This is a genomic window from Affinundibacterium fentianense, assembly GCF_018139545.1.
Classification (GTDB): Bacteria; Pseudomonadota; Gammaproteobacteria; order Burkholderiales; family Burkholderiaceae_D; genus Undibacterium; species Undibacterium fentianense.
Genome location: NZ_JAGSPJ010000003.1, coordinates 476,647 through 496,709, shown reverse-complemented (window position 1 = coordinate 496,709; position 20,063 = coordinate 476,647). Strand labels below are relative to the sequence as shown.

The following is a 20,063-nucleotide window of genomic DNA, read 5'->3' as shown; positions in this document are numbered from 1 at the left end:
AATCTCTCTCCACTTTATTGAAAACTACCGATCCTCTTGATATCACTAAAATTCATCCAGATAAAAAAAGCCTTACCAACGACGTTTTGATCCGGTACAAAGCCCCAATAACGACTATCTTGACTATTATCCCGATTATCACCCATCATAAAATAATGCCCCTGCGGCACTTTACAACTCACTCCGTCTGCATCGTAGGTGCACTGATCTGCAAATGGAAAATCGGCTTCGCCAAACATATAAACAGCAGGTGACCGATCCTCATCGTTCAGAATTCTATGTGTCAACGCAGGTGTTTTTTCATTCAATTGCTTGGAATAGCTCAATTGACTTCCTTCATGCAAAAAGTCAGGCATCCCCTCATACTCACTTTGAACACCGTTCACTGTCAACTTCTTGTCTTTATAAACAACCAAATCACCAGGAATACCCACGATCCGTTTTATGTAATTCTGACTCGGATCTTTGGGATATTTAAAAACCATCACATCGCCACGTTGCGGTTCATTCATCGAAATAATTTTTTTATCCAAAATTGGTAAGCGTATGCCGTACGTAAATTTATTAACCAAAATAAAATCGCCAACGAAAAGCGTCGGCAACATCGAGCCGGACGGGATCTTAAATGGCTCAAATAAAAACGACCTCAGAATAAAAACTAAGGCAATCACAGGAAAAAAACTACCTGTATATTCAACCCAAGCTGGTTGACGTAATAAGTCGGCTTCCAATCTGGCGCGCTCACCTGAATCTGGATGAGATTTAGCATCAAAATCTCGAAGGATAGCTTCCGCATTGAGTCTACGTTTTGGTGCCAATGTAAAACGATCAAAACACCAAACGACGCCCGTCACGATCAATAGAATAAATAAAATCAGAGCGAAATTACCAATTAAAGCTTGCAAACTCATTTTTCTTCCACTTGTAAAATTGCCAAAAACGCCTCTTGAGGAATCTCCACAGAACCGACTTGCTTCATGCGTTTTTTACCAGCCTTCTGTTTCTCTAACAGCTTCCGTTTCCGGCTAATATCACCACCATAACATTTTGCCAACACATTTTTTCGCAAAGCTTTGACGTTTTCGCGGGATATGATATTCGCTCCAATCGCAGCCTGAATTGCAACGTCAAACATCTGACGCGGAATCAATTCACGCATTTTTGACGCCACTGCTCGACCGCGATAATGAGCGTTTGAACGATGCACAATAATTGCAAGAGCATCCACCTTCTCGCTATTAATTAACATATCCACTTTAACAACATCAGCCGCACGGTACTCTTTAAATTCATAGTCCATGGATGCATAGCCGCGCGAAGTAGACTTCAAACGATCAAAGAAATCCAGAACAATTTCAGCCATTGGCATTTCATACGTCAATTTTACTTGACGCCCGTGGTAGCTCATATCAAGTTGCACACCTCGCTTGGACGTACACAAAGTGATAACCGAACCCACGTACTCTTGAGGCATATAAAGATTCACCGTGACGATAGGTTCACGGATTTCTTCAATCTTCGATGGATCGGGCATTTTTGATGGGTTATCAACCATCAAAATGGTACCGTCCCCCATTTCCACTTCATAAATCACTGTGGGCGCGGTCGTGATAAGATCCATGTCAAATTCACGCTCAAGCCGCTCTTGCACAATTTCCATATGCAGCAGACCTAGGAAGCCACAACGAAATCCAAACCCCAATGCCTGAGAAACTTCCGGCTCATACATCAACGCAGCATCATTCAACTTCAACTTTTCAAGCGAGTCACGCAAAGCATCGTATTGATTTGCTTCAACCGGAAACAAGCCCGCAAAAACTTGGGGCTGGACCTCTTTAAATCCTGGAAGTGGAGTAACAGCCGAACGTCCGACAGTCGTGATCGTATCGCCTACTTTTGCAGCTTTTAGCTCTTTAATTCCAGCGATAATGAATCCAACTTGTCCTGCGGTCAATTCCGACCTGCTTAACGACTTTGGCGTAAACACACCGACGCTCTCAACCAAATGCTGCGCCTCTGTCGCCATGAACAAAATCTTATCTTTGGGACGCAAAGTTCCGTTAACAATCCGAACCAACATCACGACACCAACGTAATTATCAAACCAAGAATCGATAATCAGCGCTTGCAAGGGCGCTTCCGGATCACCTTTTGGGGGAGGCACTTTGACGATCAAAGACTCAAGAATGTCGCGGACACCCAAGCCTGTTTTTGCTGAACAATGCACCGCATCACTCGCATCAATCCCAATCACTTCTTCAATCTCACTACTCGCATTATCGGGATCAGCAGACGGCAAATCGATTTTATTTAAAACTGGTACAACTTCCACGCCCAATTCGATTGCCGTATAACAATTCGCTACCGTTTGTGCCTCAACACCTTGTGATGCATCGACCACCAACAATGCGCCTTCACATGCAGATAATGAACGACTAACCTCATAACTAAAGTCAACATGGCCTGGGGTATCAATCAAATTTAAGTTATAAACTTGCCCGTCAATAGCCTTGTACTGCAAAGCCGCAGTCTGCGCCTTAATGGTAATACCTCGCTCCCTTTCAATGTCCATGGAGTCAAGAACCTGAGCCTCCATTTCACGATCTGACAGCCCACCACATAGTTGGATAATCCGGTCAGCAAGCGTCGATTTACCATGATCAATATGAGCGATGATAGAAAAATTACGAATATTATTCATTAGATACACTAAAACAAATTACAAAAAAGGCGCCGACAAGTGGGCTTTGCCCCAAGCGAGCGCCTAAAAATTGGGTTATGCAAAATCAACATTTTACCGGATTTCACCTACAACTGTCTCAAATTCCTTGGAGATGTTGCTTCAAAAGCAACTCCTCTTCAATTTCATCTAAAATAACGAACAGCAATAAAGAACTCAACTAGTTTGAAGCAAGCCATATGGCAAATTCTCCCCATTCGTTTCAGGCAACCGCCATCGACTGTCATAATCGATTTTAGCCAAATACAAACCATCCGGCATGAACGTTGGCGCAGCTTGGCTTCTATCCTTGTCGACTAATAATTGTTTAATCCAAACAGGATCTCGTCTTTCCATTCCAACAAAAATTAATGAGCCAACAATATTTCTAACCATATGATGTAAAAATGCGTTGGCGCGTAAGCTAAAAATGATGAGCTCACCTTGTTTCCTAATCTGAACGTCGTACATATTTTTCACTGGCGACTTAGCTTGACATGCTGCGGCACGAAAAACGGTAAAGTCATGTTCCCCCAGCAAAAATTCCGCGCCTTGCTGCATCAATTCAAGATCAAGTGGTCGAAAACACCACCCAGCACGTCCAGACCATATTGATGATCGTATGTTGGCGTTATGCACTAAGTAATGATAGGTTCGCGCATACGCACTAAAACGCGCATGGAAAGCATGCTGATCTTCACGCTGAATATGAATTTGTCGCGCCCATTTAACTGCGATATCACTCGGCAAAAATGCATTCACACCGTTCACCCAAGAATACATCTCACGATTTAATTCGGTATCAAAATGCACGATTTGTTCGACAGCATGCACCCCTGCATCAGTACGTCCCGCACAAAATGTCTGAATTGGAACTTTGGCGAACTTCTCTAAAGCCATTTCCAAAACATCTTGTATCGTATTTCCACTTGGCTGTGTTTGCCAACCTTGATAATTTAAACCAAGGTATTCAATCCCTAAAATAATTCTATTCAACATTGTGGATGATCGTGCCTAAAACGAAAATGGGCGCAGACAATGTCTGCGCCCGTCAAATCAACTTCTATTCAATTAATTCAGCTCTTCCAAAAGCTGACGCGCCTTTTCCACTTGCTCCTTCGAACCACCCTTTAATACTTCATCAAGCAGCTCGCGAGCACCTTCTTTATCGCCAATTTCGCGATACGCGACGGCAAGATCCAATTTCGTCGCCATTTCAGCATTATATGGAGAATTATCTTCAAGCTCTTCAACAACGGAATTTCCATGTTCTTCCGCGTTCCCTAGATTCTCGTCAAGGCCAAAGTTCAGTCCCACCTCATTTTTCGCTAACAACGGTTCTGCTTTAGATCCTACATCCTCATCATCGGAGAGCTCAAAATCTAAAGAACCTATCTCGATTTCATCATCTCCATCCTGATCCTGAAGAAGTGACGGCTCTTCAAGACTAAAAGCCTCAAGCGACTCATTTTGTTCAATGGACGTTTCTGCGGGATTAGACTTTGTATCACTATCCAAGTCAAAATCAATCGAACCAAAGTCGATTGCTGGCATTGGCTCATCTTCAACGACAGGCTTGATCGAACTTACCGCATCAATCTCAGGCAAGGTCAGTGGAAACTCTTCTTCTGGTTTTTCAGAAATATCCAAATCGAAGTCAAGACCTTGATCAATTGAAAGATCCTCCACGATCGGAGCCGGCTCAGCTTTGGCTTTCTCTATATTTCCCGAGCCCTCATCGGACAGCGCAGATGCTGTATCAATTACACTAATCGAATCCAACATGTCTTCTGACAATGAGTTTTCCAACAATGCTTCTGGATCCAAATCTTCCAGCGGTTGAGTTGGCTGCCCCAATCCACTTCCTGCATAGGCCTCGATCTGCGCACTGGCACCAGCGTAGAGCGGATTATTTGGATCTAGCGAGATGCCCATTGATGCAGCCTGCCCCCACTCATCCCCCTCTCCACGGGTCATGCCATACAACTCGCCCGCAAATAGTTCAAAAGACCGCAGATCCTTCCGTCCAAAATAAATTTCTAGTAATTTCAAACGTACCGCATGGCGATCAGGCTGAGTACGCAATGCCTCCTTCAAAATTTCTTCCGCCTGCGAATCTCGACCATATGCAATATACACATCAGCCTCTGCAACAGGATCGACTTCATTTGCATCCAATTGGCTCGCGGACGGCGCAAAATTTGAATTAAATACACTATTGTTTGTATCTACGCTTTGACCGCCGGTAGATCCAAACATTGAGTTCGCCTTCAAACTTGATCCAGTTAAGATACTATCCTCAAATTGGTGGGACTCTTTCTTTTTACGCGACGAATACACGCCGATTGCACCACCTAACGCAGCTAGCAATCCGGCAGCAATCAAATACTTTGAATCAAACCAGCTAGACTCTTCTTGAACTGGTGGCGGAGGTGGAAGCGGAACAGGCTTCTTAGGCTTTTGAACTACCGCACTAGCTGAAGCGACAGCTTCAACAACAGACGCATTCTTCATAGCCGAAGCAGATGCTGATTCATTTTTTGCGACCGCTGAATTCGAAGCCATCTGGGAGGCGGAAGTTGCTGCAGACGAACTTGCCGCTGCAACTGCGCTTGCGCTCGGCTTTGAAGCAACAATCTCGCTCGCCTTTGAAGCGGAAACGACAGGCGACGCAACTGGTTTTGCTGGCACGGCTAATAGTTTATTCAGTTCACTGACATTTTTCTCAAGCTCTTTCACTCGCGCATTCGCATCGGCTAACGCTTTATCTTTGGCAATTCGATCTTCCTCGGTGATACCTTTCGCCTGGGTTTTCTTCGCATCAGCAACTTTCGAGAGCTTCAATTTATCGAGCGCCTCATTCGCAGCAGTCGGAACTTCTTTCACCTTCGTGGTGATCGAGCCGCTCGTCGCTTGCCTTTTCTGAACTGTTGACTCGACTGGAGCGGCTAATACCTGACCTGCCAATTTATTCCGGTAGGCATTAAAGTTAGCTGAATGGGTTTGCACTAATAGATGTGAATCCACCTGCGAATTTGCTCGCGCCGTTTCCGCATCGGGAATCGTCAAAATTTGACCAGCCTTGAGTCTGTTCATATTATCGCCAACAAACGCTTGCGGATTTGCTCGATAAATGCTCACCAGCATCTGATCTAGTGAAACTCCGTTAAGATTTGCCGACGCGATTCGCATCAAAGTATCACCTTGCTTAACACGATATTGACGCGCATCACCCGAATTAGCAGGTAACGCTGTACTCGTATTTTTTGCTAAAGAACGCTTTGCAACACCATTTGATGTTGGAGCGTCTTTTTCTTTTGCATCAATTGGAGTAACGATCGGCTGACTCTGCTTTATTGTTGATTGCGAGGGATTTGCAATCTGAGCGGTCTGCCCATTTGCCAATTCGGCAGGATCTAATAAGAACGTATATTCACGTACTAATTTTCCATTACTTGCATTCATCTCCAACAAGAAATCCACCCATGGCTCATTCATTGGCTGCGTTGAAGTAACCCGAATTACATAAGAGCTTCCGCGCTGTTCAACTGCAAATCGAAGCGATAGCAATGCGGGGTTAAACTCGATATTAGCTTGCCGAAAGGCTTCAATTGATGCAACTTTTGGCACCAATGAATTAATTTCTTCCTTATTTGGGGAAGTCAGTTCGATTTCAGCCCGCAAAGGCTGCCCTAATGACGACAAAACTGTAAGCTTCCCTAGCCCTGTCGCATATGCATTTGAAATGACAAGCAATGAAGATAAGGCCGCAGCTTTAAGCGCCTTACGTCCCAAAAAACTTATCGGTAAGCGTTTGTAATTATGCATTTTTAGAACATTTCCTGGGAAATTTAGTCAAACCAATTTTGCGACTGGAACCAGCAAAATTGCTCAAGCGAAAGATATCTTAACTGAAGATAACGTTACCCAACTTGCCACGCAAGCTTAACGTGAATTCTAGATATGGTAAATACATTAAGAGGCGAAATAGTTATTTCCAAAGGAATTCGTTGTTACCACTAGACAATTTCTACAAATCATAGAACAAAAGAATAAAAAAAAGGAATGTTTCAACATTCCTTTTTTTGACAACGAATAAAATATTTAATTCTCGATCAAGATTCGTAACATTCGACGCAATGGCTCTGCAGCCCCCCACAGCAATTGATCGCCGACTGTAAATGCCGACAAATACTCTCCCCCCATTTGCATTTTACGCAAACGCCCTACGGGAATTGTCAAACCGCCAGTGACGGCAGCCGGCGTCAAGTCGCGCATCGAATCCTCACGTGTATTTGGCACTACTTTTGCCCACTGATTATTGCTCGCAATCATATCAACAAGTTCATCAAGCGGCACATCTTTCGTTAATTTTATTGTCAAAGCTTGAGAATGGCAACGCATAGCACCGATTCGGACACATAACCCATCCACAGGAATCGCCTTTGTACCGAACGATTCACCCAAACCTAAAATTTTATTGGTTTCAGCTCCAGCTTTCCATTCTTCTTTAGAAACACCGTTATGCAAGTCTTTATCGATCCAAGGGATTAAGTTTCCGGCTAAAGGCACACCAAATTGTTTGGTTTCATCAGCGCTAAAATTGTGCTGCTTCGCCAATACCTTACGATCAATTTCCAATATTGCTGCAGCTGGATCATCCAGCAAGGCTTTTACTTCGGCATTAATCGAGCCAAATTGCGTCAACAATTCGCGCATATGCTGTGCACCACCTCCAGAAGCCGCTTGATAAGTCATGGATGACATCCACTCCACAAGTCCATGCTGGAACAAGCCGCCTAAGCCCATCAACATACAAGAAACTGTACAATTACCGCCGACATAATTTTTGACGCCACGATTCAGGGCGCTCTTAATCACATCAAGGTTAACTGGATCTAGAACGATAATGGCGTCATTTTCCATACGTAAAGTAGATGCCGCATCGATCCAAAAACCATTCCACCCAGCAGCACGCAACTTAGGGAAAACGTCAGAAGTGTAATCACCACCTTGGCAGGTAATAATAATGTCGCATTTTTTCAATGCTTCAATATCATTTGCGTCTTTCAATGTTTTTTCATTCTTCGCCATCGCTGGCGCTGCGCCACCGGTGTTTGATGTTGAAAAAAACACGGGTTCAATATGAGCAAAATCCCCTTCTTCTTGCATACGCTGCATGAGGACTGAGCCAACCATTCCACGCCAACCGACCAAGCCAACTAGTTTCATCATCTTTCCCTAAAAATCGCAGGACAACCTGCCAACAAAAAAATCATTCCAACACTACAGTAAAGCCTTTACAACGGCATCACCCATCTCAGCGGTTCCAATTTTTGTACAGCCGCTTTCAAAGATATCAGGAGTACGCAAACCTTGGGTTAATACTTTTTTGACCGCATTTTCAATTCGATCTGCCTGATCGGCTTTACCTAATGAATAACGCAACATCATCGCCGCAGATAAAATCGTTGCTAATGGATTAGCAATTCCTTTGCCTGCGATGTCAGGAGCTGAGCCGTGCGAAGGTTCGTATAGGCCTTTGTTATTCGCATCCAATGAGGCAGAAGGTAGCATACCAATCGAACCGGTGAGCATCGCCGCCGCATCAGACAAAATATCACCGAACATATTGCCAGTCACCATCACGTCAAACTTCTTCGGCGCACGAACCAATTGCATCGCTGCATTATCAACGTACATATGATCCAAAGCGACATCGGGATATTCTTTGTGGACATCAATCATAATGTCCTTCCAAAACTGGAATGTTTCTAGGACATTCGCCTTATCCACGCTAGTCAAACGCTTGTCTCGTTTTTGCGCTGCTTGAAACGCCACATGTGCAATACGACGTATCTCCCCTTCGGCATAGCGCATGGTATCAAAACCTTCACGCTGACCTTTGAAAGGACCGTCTGGACACTCGCGTACACCGCGTGGTTGACCGAAGTAAATATCGCCAGTCAACTCGCGAATAATCAAGATATCTAAACCTGAGACGACTTCCGGTTTTAGCGTTGATGCGCCAGCCAGCTCAGGATACAAAATCGCAGGCCGTAAATTAGCAAATAAATTCAAATTCTTACGCAAGCCTAAAATAGCTTGCTCAGGCCGCAATGGTCGATCAAGACTATCGTATTTCCAATCGCCGACTGCACCAAACAATACTGCATCCGCCTCCTGAGCCAACTTCAACGTTGCCTCTGGCAAGGGATGACCCGCCGCTTCATAGCCAGCGCCGCCAACCGGCGCAAATTCCATCTCAAAGGGTTCATCCAAAACTCGTAACACTTTAACCGCTTGCTCAACGATTTCAGGGCCGATGCCATCGCCCGGTAATATTGCAATTTTCATGCTTGTATCAATTTAGTAAAAATTTATGAGGTATAGCCGAGGCAGCACAGAACATATCATTCAAACTTAAATGACTTTTGCCAACCAAGGTTGTGCTGCGATGTGTGCTGCTTCAAAATTCTTGATTTTTTCAGCATGAACCAAAGTCAAACCAATATCATCAAGACCGTTTAACAAACAATATTTACGAAAAGCATCAACCTCAAAACCAAAGGTTTCGCCCGTCGATTGAACTCGCACTTGTTGCGACTCCAAATCAACTGTCAATGCAAAGCCGTCTTGATCTCGCACTAAGTTAAACAGGCGATCAATAATCTCTTCATTTAATACAATGGGCAATAAACCATTTTTAAAGCAATTATTGAAGAAGATATCAGCAAAGCTTGGAGCAATGACCACTCGAAAACCATATTGTTCGAGCGCCCATGGCGCATGTTCGCGCGACGAACCACATCCAAAATTTTTGCGCGTCAATAATATTGAAGCACCTTGATAGCGAGCTTGATTCAAGACGAACTCAGGATTCAAAGGACGAACACTGTTGTCCATGCCAGGTTCGCCATGATCGAGATAACGCCACTCGTCAAATAAGTTCGGCCCAAAGCCTGTACGCTTAATCGATTTTAAAAATTGCTTTGGAATAATGGCATCGGTATCCACATTGGCACGATCCAAAGGAGCCACTACTCCGTCGAGCAAAGTAAATTTATTCATGACTATTTTTTCCCAGCACTTTCCACCACTTCACCTGCTTTTTTGACGTCTTTGCCAATTCCTTGAATGGTATTGCAGGCGGTCAAACTCAACAAAACCAAAGACATAGTAAAAAAAGTCGCCATTTTTTTCATGATATTTCCCCTATCTCTATTTGCTATCTCTATCTGATTACGCAAAACTGCGCACATCTACAAAATGCCCAGCGATCCCTGCTGCTGCTGCCATTTCCGGTGAAACGAGATGAGTCCGCCCACCTTGCCCTTGACGCCCTTCAAAATTTCGGTTCGAAGTCGAAGCACAACGCTCCCCTGGCTCTAAGCGATCGGCATTCATCGCTAAACACATAGAGCAGCCTGGTTCGCGCCACTCAAATCCTGCAGCCACAAATATTTTATCCAGACCTTCTTCCTCCGCCTGCTTTTTCACTAAACCAGAGCCGGGAACAACCATCGCTAATTTCACATTCGCTGCACGAGATTTACCTGCAACAACATTGGCAGCAGCGCGCAAATCTTCAATTCGAGAATTCGTACATGAGCCAATAAATACTTTATCAATCTGAATTTGGTCAATTCGCGTATTCGGCTGTAAACTCATATAAGCTAACGCTTTTACTATCGCATCGCGCTTAACTGGATTTTGTTCTAGGGCTGGATCAGGAGTTTGACCATCGATCGCCACCACCATTTCAGGTGAAGTGCCCCACGTTACTTGAGGCTGTATTTCTTCTGCACGCAAACTAAGCACGGTATCAAATTGCGCTCCAGCGTCGGAATGCAAAGTCCGCCAGTACGTAACGGCTTTCTCCCAATCAGTCCCCGCAGGACTAAATGGCCGCCCTTTTACGTAATCAATCGTCGTCTGATCAACAGCAATCATGCCAGCCCGCGCACCAGCTTCAATCGCCATATTGCAAACTGTCATGCGCCCTTCCATCGACAAAGCTTCGATAGCAGAACCGGCAAACTCAATCGCATAGCCAGTACCACCAGCAGTGCCAATCTTACCGATGATTGCCAAGACGATGTCTTTCGCGGTGACTCCGAAACGCGTCTGACCATCAACCCGGATAAGCATAGATTTGGATTTCTTTGCTAGCAAAGTCTGTGTTGCCAGCACATGCTCAACTTCCGAGGTACCAATGCCATGAGCTAAACAAGCGAATGCACCATGTGTCGACGTATGCGAATCGCCGCACACCACGGTCATTCCTGGCAATGTCGCACCTTGCTCAGGCCCAATGACGTGGACAATTCCTTGGCGCAGATCATTCATCGCGAAGTAGGTTAATCCATATTCTTTGGCGTTTGCATCCAAAGTTTCGACCTGCAAACGCGAGATCGGATCAGCAATTCCATCTTGACGATTTGTGGTTGGGACATTGTGATCGGCAACGACAAGATTTGCCGAGTGTCGCCACGGTTGACGACCAGCCAGCTTTAGACCTTCAAATGCTTGCGGGCTGGTGACTTCATGAAGGAGATGACGATCGATATAAAGTATTGAAGTTCCGTCATCTTCTGTATGTACAACGTGAGATTCCCAAAGTTTGTCGTAAAGCGTCTTGGCCATAGTTGGTGCCTGAAAATAAAGAAATCATAAAGCTAAAATCAGCTTTCGATTATGCCACAATTGTGCGCTGCAAAACCAACGAACCTCGTATTTTCGAGACCAATTTCACAAAATAAAATTCCTATTTTTCCAAGTGCACAAAATTTAAATCCAAATATTCTCAATATTCAGACATTTGACCAACTTTTATTTTGAGAATTTTCTTACGCAATTAGCCAAATTTTCTAAGAAACCTTACGTCAAGCCAGATCCCTTTCGAACAACATCAGCACATTGAGCACGATCTCGCAAAACGTGATCCATTAAAACCAATGCAAGCATGGCTTCCGCGATGGGCGTCGCACGGATACCAACGCAAGGATCGTGGCGTCCGAAAGTCTCAACCATCACTGGATTCCCCGACCTATCTATTGAACGTTTTGGAGTTCGAATTGACGAAGTCGGTTTAATCGCAATTGAAACTCGAATTTCTTGTCCGGTTGAAATCCCGCCTAATATACCGCCCGAATTATTTGATAAAAACCCCGACTCAGTGATTTCGTCACCATGCTCCGACCCGCGTTGTGCGACACATGCAAATCCTGCGCCTATCTCAACGCCTTTGACAGCATTGATACCCATCATTGCATAGGCAATATCCGCATCCAGTTTGTCGTAAATAGGCTCACCCAATCCAATCGGCACATTATTCGCAACCACATCAATCCGTGCACCGATGGAGTCACCATCTTTGCGCAATGCATCCATATAAGTTTCAAGCTCTGCGATAATCGCGCCATCACCTGTAGGCGCAAAAAAAGGGTTATTTGGCGTGTGCTCCCAAGATTGAAATGGGATTGCAATTTCCCCCAATTGCGTCATACCTCCTTGGAAACTCGTGCCAAATTTCTCCTTAAGCCACTTTTTTGCAATCGCCGCAGCACCGACAACGGGCGCAGTAAGCCTTGCTGAAGAACGCCCACCGCCGCGAGGATCTCTCACCCCATATTTATTCCAATATGTAAAATCGGCATGCCCCGGGCGAAAAGTATCGACAATATTTCCGTAATCCTTACTACGCTGGTCTTCATTGCGAATCAACAAAGTAATCGGAGTTCCAGTCGTTTTCCCCTGATATACACCAGACAATATTTCTACTTTATCGGCTTCTTGCCTTTGCGTGACGTGTCGCGAAGTACCTGGTTTACGCCGATCCAACTCAGGTTGAATATCCTGTTCAGATAACGCCAATCCTGGTGGACAACCATCAATCACACACCCGATTGCCGGCCCGTGAGACTCTCCAAACGTTGTTACCGTAAATAATGTGCCAAAAGTATTTCCAGACATATCGCTTCGCTATAAAGTGTAAAAATGTCCCCCATTTTATCAGCCTTGCTTTGATTCTTCAGAAAACAAAAGCTGGTATTGCTAGTAGAAGCATCAAAATGAAATTTAATCTGAAAATTTGCATCAAACCAACAGTGCATTTTGACCTAGTTGTTTTATACTGGAGCAACATTCATCGGCGCATGCTGTTGAGTTACCAATATAACTAGAACAGTATCGCACCTCCACGGAGCTTTAAATCAGATGAGCGAAATGAATCATGCCAATGACGACGCGCTAGTCTTCATGGACGAATTGAGTGGAGAACACTTAGAGCAATCAAATTTGCCTCAACCAAGTTGGCGAATTATGATCATTGATGATGATCCAGATGTCCACTCAGCAACAATGTTTGCACTTGGCAATCTCGAAATTCAAAATCGTTCTCTGAGTTTCTTGCATGCTTACTCCGCTAGCGAAGCCCGCGAAATCTTGGCGAAAGAAAGTAACATAGCCGTGATCTTGCTTGATGTCGTAATGGAACAAGAAGATGCAGGGCTCACTCTCGTTAATTACGTGCGCAAAACTCTGGGGATGCATGACGTGCGTATTATTCTGCGTACCGGTCAACCGGGTTACGCCCCAGAAATTGACGCAATTCGTGACTATGACATCAATGATTACAAAACCAAATCTGAATTAACTCGAACCAAACTATATACAACGGTTACTTCAGCTATTCGTTCCTATGAACAAATTTGCTCAATTTCTGCAAACCAACGAGGCCTTGAGCTTATCGTTAATGCAAGCACAGAACTGATGTCGCAAAAAGGGTTGCAAAATTTTGCATCTGGCGTACTACAGCAAATCAACTTCTTGTTAAGTCGGAAAATTGAAGGATTCGTTGCGTGCTCAAAGGAAGATAGTGAGCCAATAGACATCGTCAATCTAACAATAATTGCGAGCAGCTCACATTTTTCACAGCTATTAGAACAAGAACTAAAAAAAATTGAATCGAATGAACTTCTCGATACCTTAGGAAAATGTCTAGATAGCAAGAAAAACTATTATTCAACGAATAGCACAGTTTTGTTTTTCGACAATGTAGGACAAAGAACGATTTGCGTATACATCGAAGCAAGTATCAGCGAACTAGATAAAAGACTATTGGAGGTTTTTTGTAGCAATGTCGCTGTAGGACTCAATAATGTGATGCTTACATCGAGGCTCCACAAGTTTGCCTACTTCGACCCGCTAACTGGCCTTGCAAATCGCCTAAAACTTTTACAAACACTCAATGAAACGTTGGGTTCTAATGCGAAAGAGAAAAGCGTACTCTCATTGATCGATATTGATCATTTTGCAGAAACGAATGACGCACTTGGTCATCAATTTGGTGATTTGCTACTATGCTCGGTTGCAAAACGCTTACTTGATCATTTTGGAACAGCGTGCCACTTAGCGAGGGTAGGAGGAGATACATTCGCATTATTAGGAGATGAGAATTTAGTCTCACCTGAAAAAATTTCGAGTGTATTCCATTTACCTTTCAATGTTGACCAACAAGAAGTACAACTTTCCTCCACGATAGGATTAGTGCGCTTGGCGAATTATGACGGTGGAAGCTCTGATGCACTAAAAGATACCAACATTGCTTTAAAGCGAGCCAAATCGCACCAACGATCCTCATTCAGTTATTTTACGGTCGACATGGGAGTGGAAATACGCGAACGGGTCAGAATGATGCACGCGTTGAGGGCCGCATTTGAAAATGAACGGCTGTTCGTGGTTTACCAACCACAAATTGATATGCGAACGGGAAATGCGATTGGCGCTGAGGCTCTATTGCGTTGGAAAACAGAGGATGGTCAATTTGTACCTCCCGATCAATTTATCCCAATTGCCGAGTATTCTGGATTAATTGTCGATATCGGTGAGTGGGTTTTGCGAAGCGCATGCTTTGAATTATTGGAACTGCATAAGTTAGGCTTTTCTGACTTTAAAATGGCAGTCAATGTCTCTCAGGCGCAATTCTCACATCCCCTGTTCTTACAAAGCCTCGAAAGAGCGTTACAAGACACGAAAGCCCCAGCAAATTGTGTCGAACTGGAAATCACCGAGTCAATGGCGATGACCGATCCAGAATTATTAATTCAAACCTTGCAGCACATTCAACATCTCGGCGCCCAAGTTTCAATCGATGACTTCGGAACTGGATTCTCCTCTCTCAGTCATTTACAGAAATTAAATGTAGACAAATTAAAAATTGATCGTGCTTTTGTTAATGAAATTGGTGACAAGTCGAGCGAAGGAAGCATCGCCAAAATGATCGTCCAATTAAGTCAAAGCCTTAATATCAAAGTGATCGCAGAAGGCGTAGAAACACAACAACAAGCTGAAACCTTAATGTCCTACGGATGCCACTTTGCCCAAGGCTATCTCTATGCAAAGCCATTAACGAAGCTTGATTTACGCAATTGGCTAAGTAGCCATTAGACGTTCATAAGTCATTTCCAATCTTGTTGGAGATTGGATCAGGACATTAGTTCGCTCCGATCAATTCGCACACCGACACCTCTGCGTTTTGTGGCGCTTTTTGCCTCAAATACGCGCGATTTTTCGTTCTATACCAAAGTTCTGACCAACTGTCGCAAAACCCAATTTGAACATAGCACATTCGAGTATATTGGCACCGTCCATACCGGCAACCCAATCCGAGGTGCGACATTGAATTATTTATAAGCAATCTATTCAGCCAAGAGAGCAAAAACGATTTTTATGACACCACAAACACAAGAAACCTTAAAGCTAGCGATCAAAAATATGTTGACGTGGTTGGGTATTGCTTTTGATAAAACTGCGACATGGGTAAGCAAATTATCGTGGTGGAAATTTTTTCTATTTGCAGTCCTCTTAATGGCTTCCGCTGACATAATTCAAAACACTTTCTTCTCAAGTGATGAAGTAAAAGTCACAAAAAAGACAAAGAAAGAACTCAAGAGAAGTCATCAAGAAACGGCCGTTGCATTAGACGATAAAAAAATCGAAATCGACAACACCGGAATTCGAATTAAAGCCCCTGAGAAATCAGGTAATAGCAAACGTGTCGACATCACTGGCGAAGGATGGAAGATAGTAGATGAAGCGACCGAAGACCTCAGTTCGAAAATCGAATCAGCTACTTCGGCAGCTCAAAACAAAGCCAAAGATGGAGAAGCTCCTGGAATTACCTTCGGCAAAGATGATGTTCATATTAAGCTCCCGAAAGAATTAGCAAGGGAAATTCGAGCCGAAATGGAACGTGCAGCAGCCGATGCGGCAGCCGAGGCAACCGATGAGGAGAAAACGAAGTCTTCACGATGGTTCCAAAATTTTGTTTTACTTCTGGTTTTTGGGCTGTTTGGAATGAAAGCATTGCTAGGGGGGAAAGTCCGCGCGGAAGAACAAGCGAAAGCAGCTAATGCTACGGCGGAACGCGAGTCTCTGCTGCGTCAAGTCAGCGAAGCGCAAATGCAAATGATGCAGGCCCAAGTTGAGCCCCATTTCTTATTTAATACACTGGCCTCAGTTGAATATTTGATTGAAACCGATCCTCCTCGGGCCGCAAAAATGCAAAGAAGTTTAATTGCCTATTTGCGTGCCGTTTTGCCACAGATGCGCGAGAACGCCGCAAAAACAAATCTTGGGCGCGAAGCGGACATGGTAAAGGCATATCTAGAATTGCTAAAAATGCGTATGGAAGAACGATTAACAATTGATCTTGAAATGCCTGACCATTTGCGCAACGCGTCGTTCCCACCAATGATGCTGCAATCGCTAGTTGAGAACTCGATTAAGCACGGGCTAGAAGTCAAGGCTGAAGGTGGTACGTTGCAATTCCGAGCTGAATTAATCGAAGAAAAGCTGAGAGTGACAGTAAAAGATGACGGATTAGGATTTGGTGCGGTACCAAGTAATGGCACTGGCCTAGGACTGCAAAATATCCGAGAGCGCCTTAAATTAATTTACAAAGATAAGGCACAAATTATTATTTCGGCTAACCAACCCAGCGGCGTCTGCGTTACCATTGAAATTCCATATGAACTAGCAAAATAATCTAGCTAGTCAACAACCAATACGATTGAGGAAGATATGCCTACTGCGATTATCGCCGACGATGAAAGACTAATGCGCGACCAATTACGTTCACGGCTGGAACAAGTTTGGCCAGATTTACAAATTCTTGGAGAAGCAAAGAATGGTGACGAAGCTGTAAAACTGGTTGAGCAATACCAACCTGACCTTGCCTTCTTAGACATTCGTATGCCCGCAAAAACCGGCTTAGAGGCAGCACGTGAAATCGGAACCAAAGCGCATATTGTCTTCATTACGGCCTACGATCAATATGCAGTCGAGGCATTTGATCAAGGAGCCATTGACTACGTTTTAAAGCCCGCAGACACAGAGCGATTAAGTAAGACTGTTGAAAGGTTGAAAGCAAGATTAACCACCAGTCATGAGCCAAACGATATGAGTAATATGCTTGCGCAACTAGCGAAGCAACTCGGGATCGCGGCCAAACCAGATTACCTCCAATGGATACAAGCCTCTATTGGACAAGAGTTAAGACTTATTCCTGTAGAGGATATCCTGTTTTTTCAATCTGACGAGAAATATACTCGGGTGCAAACCGCAACGTACGAAGCCTTAATTCGGAAACCAGTTCGCGACCTAGCTGAAGAACTGGATCCTCATCTTTTTTGGCAGATTCATCGTTCTACTTTAGTCAATTCAAAAGCGATTTCGGGTGTGGTTCGTGATATGCGCGGTCGTCATTTGGTTCAAATCAAAGGCTTGACTGAAAAACTAGAAGTGAGCCGCAGTTTCGTGCATTTATTCAAGCAAATGTAATAAACATTATCCTAAGAAAATGCAGCGAAGACCAAGGGAGTTAAATTGAAACCGATTCATTTATTGCCTATTATTTTGACACTCTTGGTCTGCTTATCAAATGCTAGCGCTAGTCAAAATAAGGTCTCGTTGAACCGATGTGAGTCACAAGGTCACAAGATCGAAATTTCAGTAACGACAAATCAAAAAGGGTATAGGATAAGCCAACCTTATACCAGCAAGACTTTAAACACGAAAAGCAGGAGTTCCTTAGCTGGTGACTATGTCGTCGGGCTCACCTCACTTGAATCGACCACAAAAATTGATGTCAGTGGTCCAGTTTGGCAAGATAAGTCCAAAGAGGGAGAATGCTTTGCAGCACAAATAAAAGTGCAGCTGTCCTACGAGCCAATTCAGGTCTATATTGGCAATGAATTTCTAGAGGGAAGCTGCGCCTACAGCGCAATTCTGGAGCATGAATTGCAGCACGTTAGGCTATATCAACAAAACTTGCCCGAGATGGGAAAAATAGTTAAAGACTTAATGGAAAAACGATTTTCTGGAAAACCTGTCTACGCCGAAAGAGGCAGCTCTAAACATCTCCTAGAAAAAGAGATAGATGAATTTTGGAGACCTTTAATTAAAGCAGAATTTGCTAAATTTCAAATCCAACAAGCAGAGCTGGACTCTGAAGAAAACATCAGCAAGGTGACATGGTCGTGTCTGGGCGAAATCCAAAATAAATTTGGCTTTCGATACAATTAACTCCACATATAAAAAAACCGAGCTTTGCGGCTCGGTTTTTTTATTCAAATCTATCCTTATAAAAGCTTTGTACCGATCCACCAAGCAATTGCCGCAACAAAAGCGGATGCTGGGATTGTTAAGATCCAAGCCCAAACAATATTGCCCGCAACACCCCAACGAACAGCAGACATTTTTTGCGCCGATCCCACACCAACAATAGCACCTGTAATTGTGTGCGTAGTAGAAACCGGAATCCCAAAAATAGTTGCCATAATTAGCGTCGCAGCACCACCTGTTTCGGCACAGAATCCACCAACCGGCTTAAGTTTAGTAATCTTTTGTCCCATCGTTTTGACGATACGCCATCCACCAAACAAAGTTCCAGCGCCGATCGCCGCGTAGCAAGAATAAACTACCCATGAAGGTGGTGCAGCATCGTTCGCACTTGAATAACCCGCTGCGATCAATAACATCCAAATGATGCCCATCGTCTTTTGTGCGTCATTACCGCCATGGCCCAAACTAAAAACTGAAGCAGATACCAATTGCAAGCGACGAAACCATTTATCGACTTTCAATGGTGTTGATTTCACAAATACCCAGGAAACAATCAACATCATTAATGAGCCAAGCACAAACCCCAATAATGGTGATAAAACAATGAACAGGATAATTTTATATAAACCCGCAGCAATCAGGGCATCAGTTCCTTCCTTCGCTACTGCTGCTCCAATCAAACCGCCAATCAAAGCATGGGACGAAGAAGAAGGAATTCCAAAATACCAAGTCACTAAATTCCAAAAAATCGCACCAACCAAAGCACCGAAAATCACATAATGATCAATAATAAGTGGGTCAATTGTGCCCTTACCTATCGTTTTTGCAACTGACAGGTTAAAAACAAAGAATGCCAACACATTAAACAGCGCTGCCATCGCCACCGCTTGACTAGGTTTTAATACGCCGGTTGATACAACGGTGGCAATCGCATTTGCTGCATCATGAAAGCCATTCATGAAGTCAAACAATAACGCTAAGGTCACTAATAAAATAATGACATATAGACTCATTTGCATAGTAAGTTCTCTCGTGAGTTTCTTCTTTATGAAAAGAAGCGATCAATATGAAGGTTGAAACACCAATTAGGCGTTTTCAACAATAATGCCTTCGATAATGTTCGCAACGTCTTCACAACGATCCGTCACGGTTTCGAGAATTTCGTAGATCGCCTTTAGCTTGATCAAATTACGCACATCAGGTTCATCGCGGAACAGCTTAGACATCGCAGCACGCATCACGTGATCAGCATCAGATTCTAAGCGATCGATTTCTTCACAAATCGACAAGATTTGACGAGAGTTATCCATGTTATGCAAGAGTGCAACGGCCTCTTTCACTTTCAATGCGCACGCTAAACACAATTCAGCCAAGCGCTGTGCTTCGGGTGTAATTTCACGAATATCGTAGAGAGAAATCGTTTGTGCTGCATCTTCCAACAGATCCAAAATGTCATCCATCTTGGTGATCAGCTTGTGAATATCATCACGATCAATCGGCGTGATAAAAGTTTTGTGCAACAACTCAATCGCTGAATAAGTGACTGCGTCAGCTTGTTTTTCGATCCCTTCAATGGCGTGCACACGAATTTCCAAATCATCAAAGTTGGTCATCAAGGCAACCATCTCTTTTGAACCTTTGACGCATAATTCTGCGTGTTGATTAAAGATGTCAAAAAATTTGCCTTCGGTAGGCATTAATCGTCCAAACATTTTTA

At 43.8% G+C, this 20,063-nt stretch carries 16 protein-coding genes and 1 pseudogene; 5 read left to right on the top strand and 12 right to left on the bottom strand.

Annotation, left to right across the window (positions count from 1 at the left end; all coding sequences use genetic code 11):
- Positions 1 to 14: 14 nt before the first annotated feature.
- The 10 genes from lepB to aroC all read right to left on the bottom strand — a co-directional run bounded on the left by lepB (position 15) and on the right by aroC (position 12,694).
- Positions 15 to 911, bottom strand: coding sequence for a signal peptidase I (gene lepB, locus KDM90_RS09890; protein ID WP_212675415.1), 897 nt, complete (start codon positions 909 to 911; stop codon positions 15 to 17).
- Positions 908 to 2,701 (bottom strand): translation elongation factor 4, encoded by a 1,794-nt coding sequence (lepA, locus tag KDM90_RS09885; RefSeq protein WP_212675414.1) that lies wholly within the window; start codon positions 2,699 to 2,701, stop codon positions 908 to 910. Before lepA ends, lepB begins: the two co-directional genes overlap by 4 nt.
- A 195-nt stretch (positions 2,702 to 2,896) precedes the next feature.
- Positions 2,897 to 3,718: a tRNA pseudouridine(38-40) synthase TruA gene (truA, locus tag KDM90_RS09880; protein WP_212675413.1), complete on the bottom strand. Its 822-nt coding sequence runs from the start codon at positions 3,716 to 3,718 to the stop codon at positions 2,897 to 2,899.
- Between the two features lie 72 nt (positions 3,719 to 3,790).
- Complete coding sequence (locus tag KDM90_RS09875; RefSeq protein WP_212675412.1) at positions 3,791 to 6,547, bottom strand: motility hub landmark protein FimV; 2,757 nt, start codon at positions 6,545 to 6,547, stop codon at positions 3,791 to 3,793.
- 276 nt (positions 6,548 to 6,823) lie between these two features.
- Positions 6,824 to 7,951 (bottom strand): aspartate-semialdehyde dehydrogenase, encoded by a 1,128-nt coding sequence (gene asd, locus KDM90_RS09870; RefSeq protein ID WP_212675464.1) that lies wholly within the window; start codon positions 7,949 to 7,951, stop codon positions 6,824 to 6,826.
- Positions 7,952 to 8,005: 54 nt separating this feature from the next.
- The gene (gene leuB, locus KDM90_RS09865) at positions 8,006 to 9,076 is read right to left on the bottom strand and encodes a 3-isopropylmalate dehydrogenase (RefSeq protein WP_212675411.1); all 1,071 of its coding nucleotides are present in this window, start codon (positions 9,074 to 9,076) and stop codon (positions 8,006 to 8,008) included.
- A 66-nt stretch (positions 9,077 to 9,142) separates the two neighbouring features.
- Positions 9,143 to 9,790: a 3-isopropylmalate dehydratase small subunit gene (gene leuD / locus KDM90_RS09860; protein WP_212675410.1), complete on the bottom strand. Its 648-nt coding sequence runs from the start codon at positions 9,788 to 9,790 to the stop codon at positions 9,143 to 9,145.
- A gap of 2 nt (positions 9,791 to 9,792) precedes the next feature.
- Positions 9,793 to 9,924, bottom strand: coding sequence for an entericidin A/B family lipoprotein (locus KDM90_RS09855; protein ID WP_212675409.1), 132 nt, complete (start codon positions 9,922 to 9,924; stop codon positions 9,793 to 9,795).
- 37 nt (positions 9,925 to 9,961) lie between these two features.
- Complete coding sequence (gene leuC / locus KDM90_RS09850) at positions 9,962 to 11,365, bottom strand: 3-isopropylmalate dehydratase large subunit (protein WP_212675408.1); 1,404 nt, start codon at positions 11,363 to 11,365, stop codon at positions 9,962 to 9,964.
- 234 nt (positions 11,366 to 11,599) lie between these two features.
- Entirely contained in the window at positions 11,600 to 12,694 is a 1,095-nt protein-coding gene (gene aroC / locus KDM90_RS09845) for a chorismate synthase (protein WP_212675407.1), read from the bottom strand.
- A gap of 243 nt (positions 12,695 to 12,937) precedes the next feature.
- Between aroC and KDM90_RS18545 the strand changes: the two are divergent.
- The 5 genes and pseudogenes from KDM90_RS18545 to KDM90_RS09825 form a co-directional block, all read left to right on the top strand.
- A pseudogene (locus KDM90_RS18545) lies at positions 12,938 to 14,356 on the top strand (DUF3369 domain-containing protein); the annotation flags it as partial.
- A 27-nt stretch (positions 14,357 to 14,383) separates the two neighbouring features.
- On the top strand, positions 14,384 to 15,169 hold the full coding sequence (locus tag KDM90_RS18540) for a putative bifunctional diguanylate cyclase/phosphodiesterase (protein ID WP_438947432.1): 786 nt from the start codon (positions 14,384 to 14,386) through the stop codon (positions 15,167 to 15,169).
- A 282-nt stretch (positions 15,170 to 15,451) separates the two neighbouring features.
- Positions 15,452 to 16,768 (top strand): sensor histidine kinase, encoded by a 1,317-nt coding sequence (locus KDM90_RS09835; RefSeq protein ID WP_212675406.1) that lies wholly within the window; start codon positions 15,452 to 15,454, stop codon positions 16,766 to 16,768.
- A gap of 36 nt (positions 16,769 to 16,804) precedes the next feature.
- Positions 16,805 to 17,563 carry a LytR/AlgR family response regulator transcription factor gene (locus KDM90_RS09830; RefSeq protein WP_212675405.1) on the top strand — a complete coding sequence of 253 codons (759 nt, stop codon included), beginning with the start codon at positions 16,805 to 16,807 and terminating at the stop codon, positions 17,561 to 17,563.
- 45 nt (positions 17,564 to 17,608) lie between these two features.
- Positions 17,609 to 18,307, top strand: a complete 699-nt coding sequence (locus KDM90_RS09825) for a hypothetical protein (protein ID WP_212675404.1) — start codon at positions 17,609 to 17,611, stop codon at positions 18,305 to 18,307.
- Positions 18,308 to 18,363: 56 nt separating this feature from the next.
- On the opposite strand, the gene KDM90_RS09820 is transcribed toward KDM90_RS09825, so the two are convergent.
- Positions 18,364 to 19,359 carry an inorganic phosphate transporter gene (locus KDM90_RS09820; protein WP_212675462.1) on the bottom strand — a complete coding sequence of 332 codons (996 nt, stop codon included), beginning with the start codon at positions 19,357 to 19,359 and terminating at the stop codon, positions 18,364 to 18,366.
- 72 nt (positions 19,360 to 19,431) lie between these two features.
- The gene (locus tag KDM90_RS09815) at positions 19,432 to 20,058 is read right to left on the bottom strand and encodes a DUF47 domain-containing protein (protein ID WP_212675403.1); all 627 of its coding nucleotides are present in this window, start codon (positions 20,056 to 20,058) and stop codon (positions 19,432 to 19,434) included.
- Between the last annotated feature and the right edge of the window lie 5 nt (positions 20,059 to 20,063).

What these genes read in the sequence shown, in the direction of transcription:
- lepB (WP_212675415.1), bottom strand. Translation starts at nt 911, where the DNA reads ATGAGTTTGCAAGCTTTAATTGGTAATTTCGCTCTGATTTTATTTATT.
- lepA (WP_212675414.1), bottom strand. Translation starts at nt 2,701, where the DNA reads ATGAATAATATTCGTAATTTTTCTATCATCGCTCATATTGATCATGGT.
- truA (WP_212675413.1), bottom strand. Translation starts at nt 3,718, where the DNA reads ATGTTGAATAGAATTATTTTAGGGATTGAATACCTTGGTTTAAATTAT.
- KDM90_RS09875 (WP_212675412.1), bottom strand. Translation starts at nt 6,547, where the DNA reads ATGCATAATTACAAACGCTTACCGATAAGTTTTTTGGGACGTAAGGCG.
- asd (WP_212675464.1), bottom strand. Translation starts at nt 7,951, where the DNA reads ATGAAACTAGTTGGCTTGGTCGGTTGGCGTGGAATGGTTGGCTCAGTC.
- leuB (WP_212675411.1), bottom strand. Translation starts at nt 9,076, where the DNA reads ATGAAAATTGCAATATTACCGGGCGATGGCATCGGCCCTGAAATCGTT.
- leuD (WP_212675410.1), bottom strand. Translation starts at nt 9,790, where the DNA reads ATGAATAAATTTACTTTGCTCGACGGAGTAGTGGCTCCTTTGGATCGT.
- KDM90_RS09855 (WP_212675409.1), bottom strand. Translation starts at nt 9,924, where the DNA reads ATGAAAAAAATGGCGACTTTTTTTACTATGTCTTTGGTTTTGTTGAGT.
- leuC (WP_212675408.1), bottom strand. Translation starts at nt 11,365, where the DNA reads ATGGCCAAGACGCTTTACGACAAACTTTGGGAATCTCACGTTGTACAT.
- aroC (WP_212675407.1), bottom strand. Translation starts at nt 12,694, where the DNA reads ATGTCTGGAAATACTTTTGGCACATTATTTACGGTAACAACGTTTGGA.
- KDM90_RS18540 (WP_438947432.1), top strand. Translation starts at nt 14,384, where the DNA reads ATGGGAGTGGAAATACGCGAACGGGTCAGAATGATGCACGCGTTGAGG.
- KDM90_RS09835 (WP_212675406.1), top strand. Translation starts at nt 15,452, where the DNA reads ATGACACCACAAACACAAGAAACCTTAAAGCTAGCGATCAAAAATATG.
- KDM90_RS09830 (WP_212675405.1), top strand. Translation starts at nt 16,805, where the DNA reads ATGCCTACTGCGATTATCGCCGACGATGAAAGACTAATGCGCGACCAA.
- KDM90_RS09820 (WP_212675462.1), bottom strand. Translation starts at nt 19,359, where the DNA reads ATGAGTCTATATGTCATTATTTTATTAGTGACCTTAGCGTTATTGTTT.
- KDM90_RS09815 (WP_212675403.1), bottom strand. Translation starts at nt 20,058, where the DNA reads ATGTTTGGACGATTAATGCCTACCGAAGGCAAATTTTTTGACATCTTT.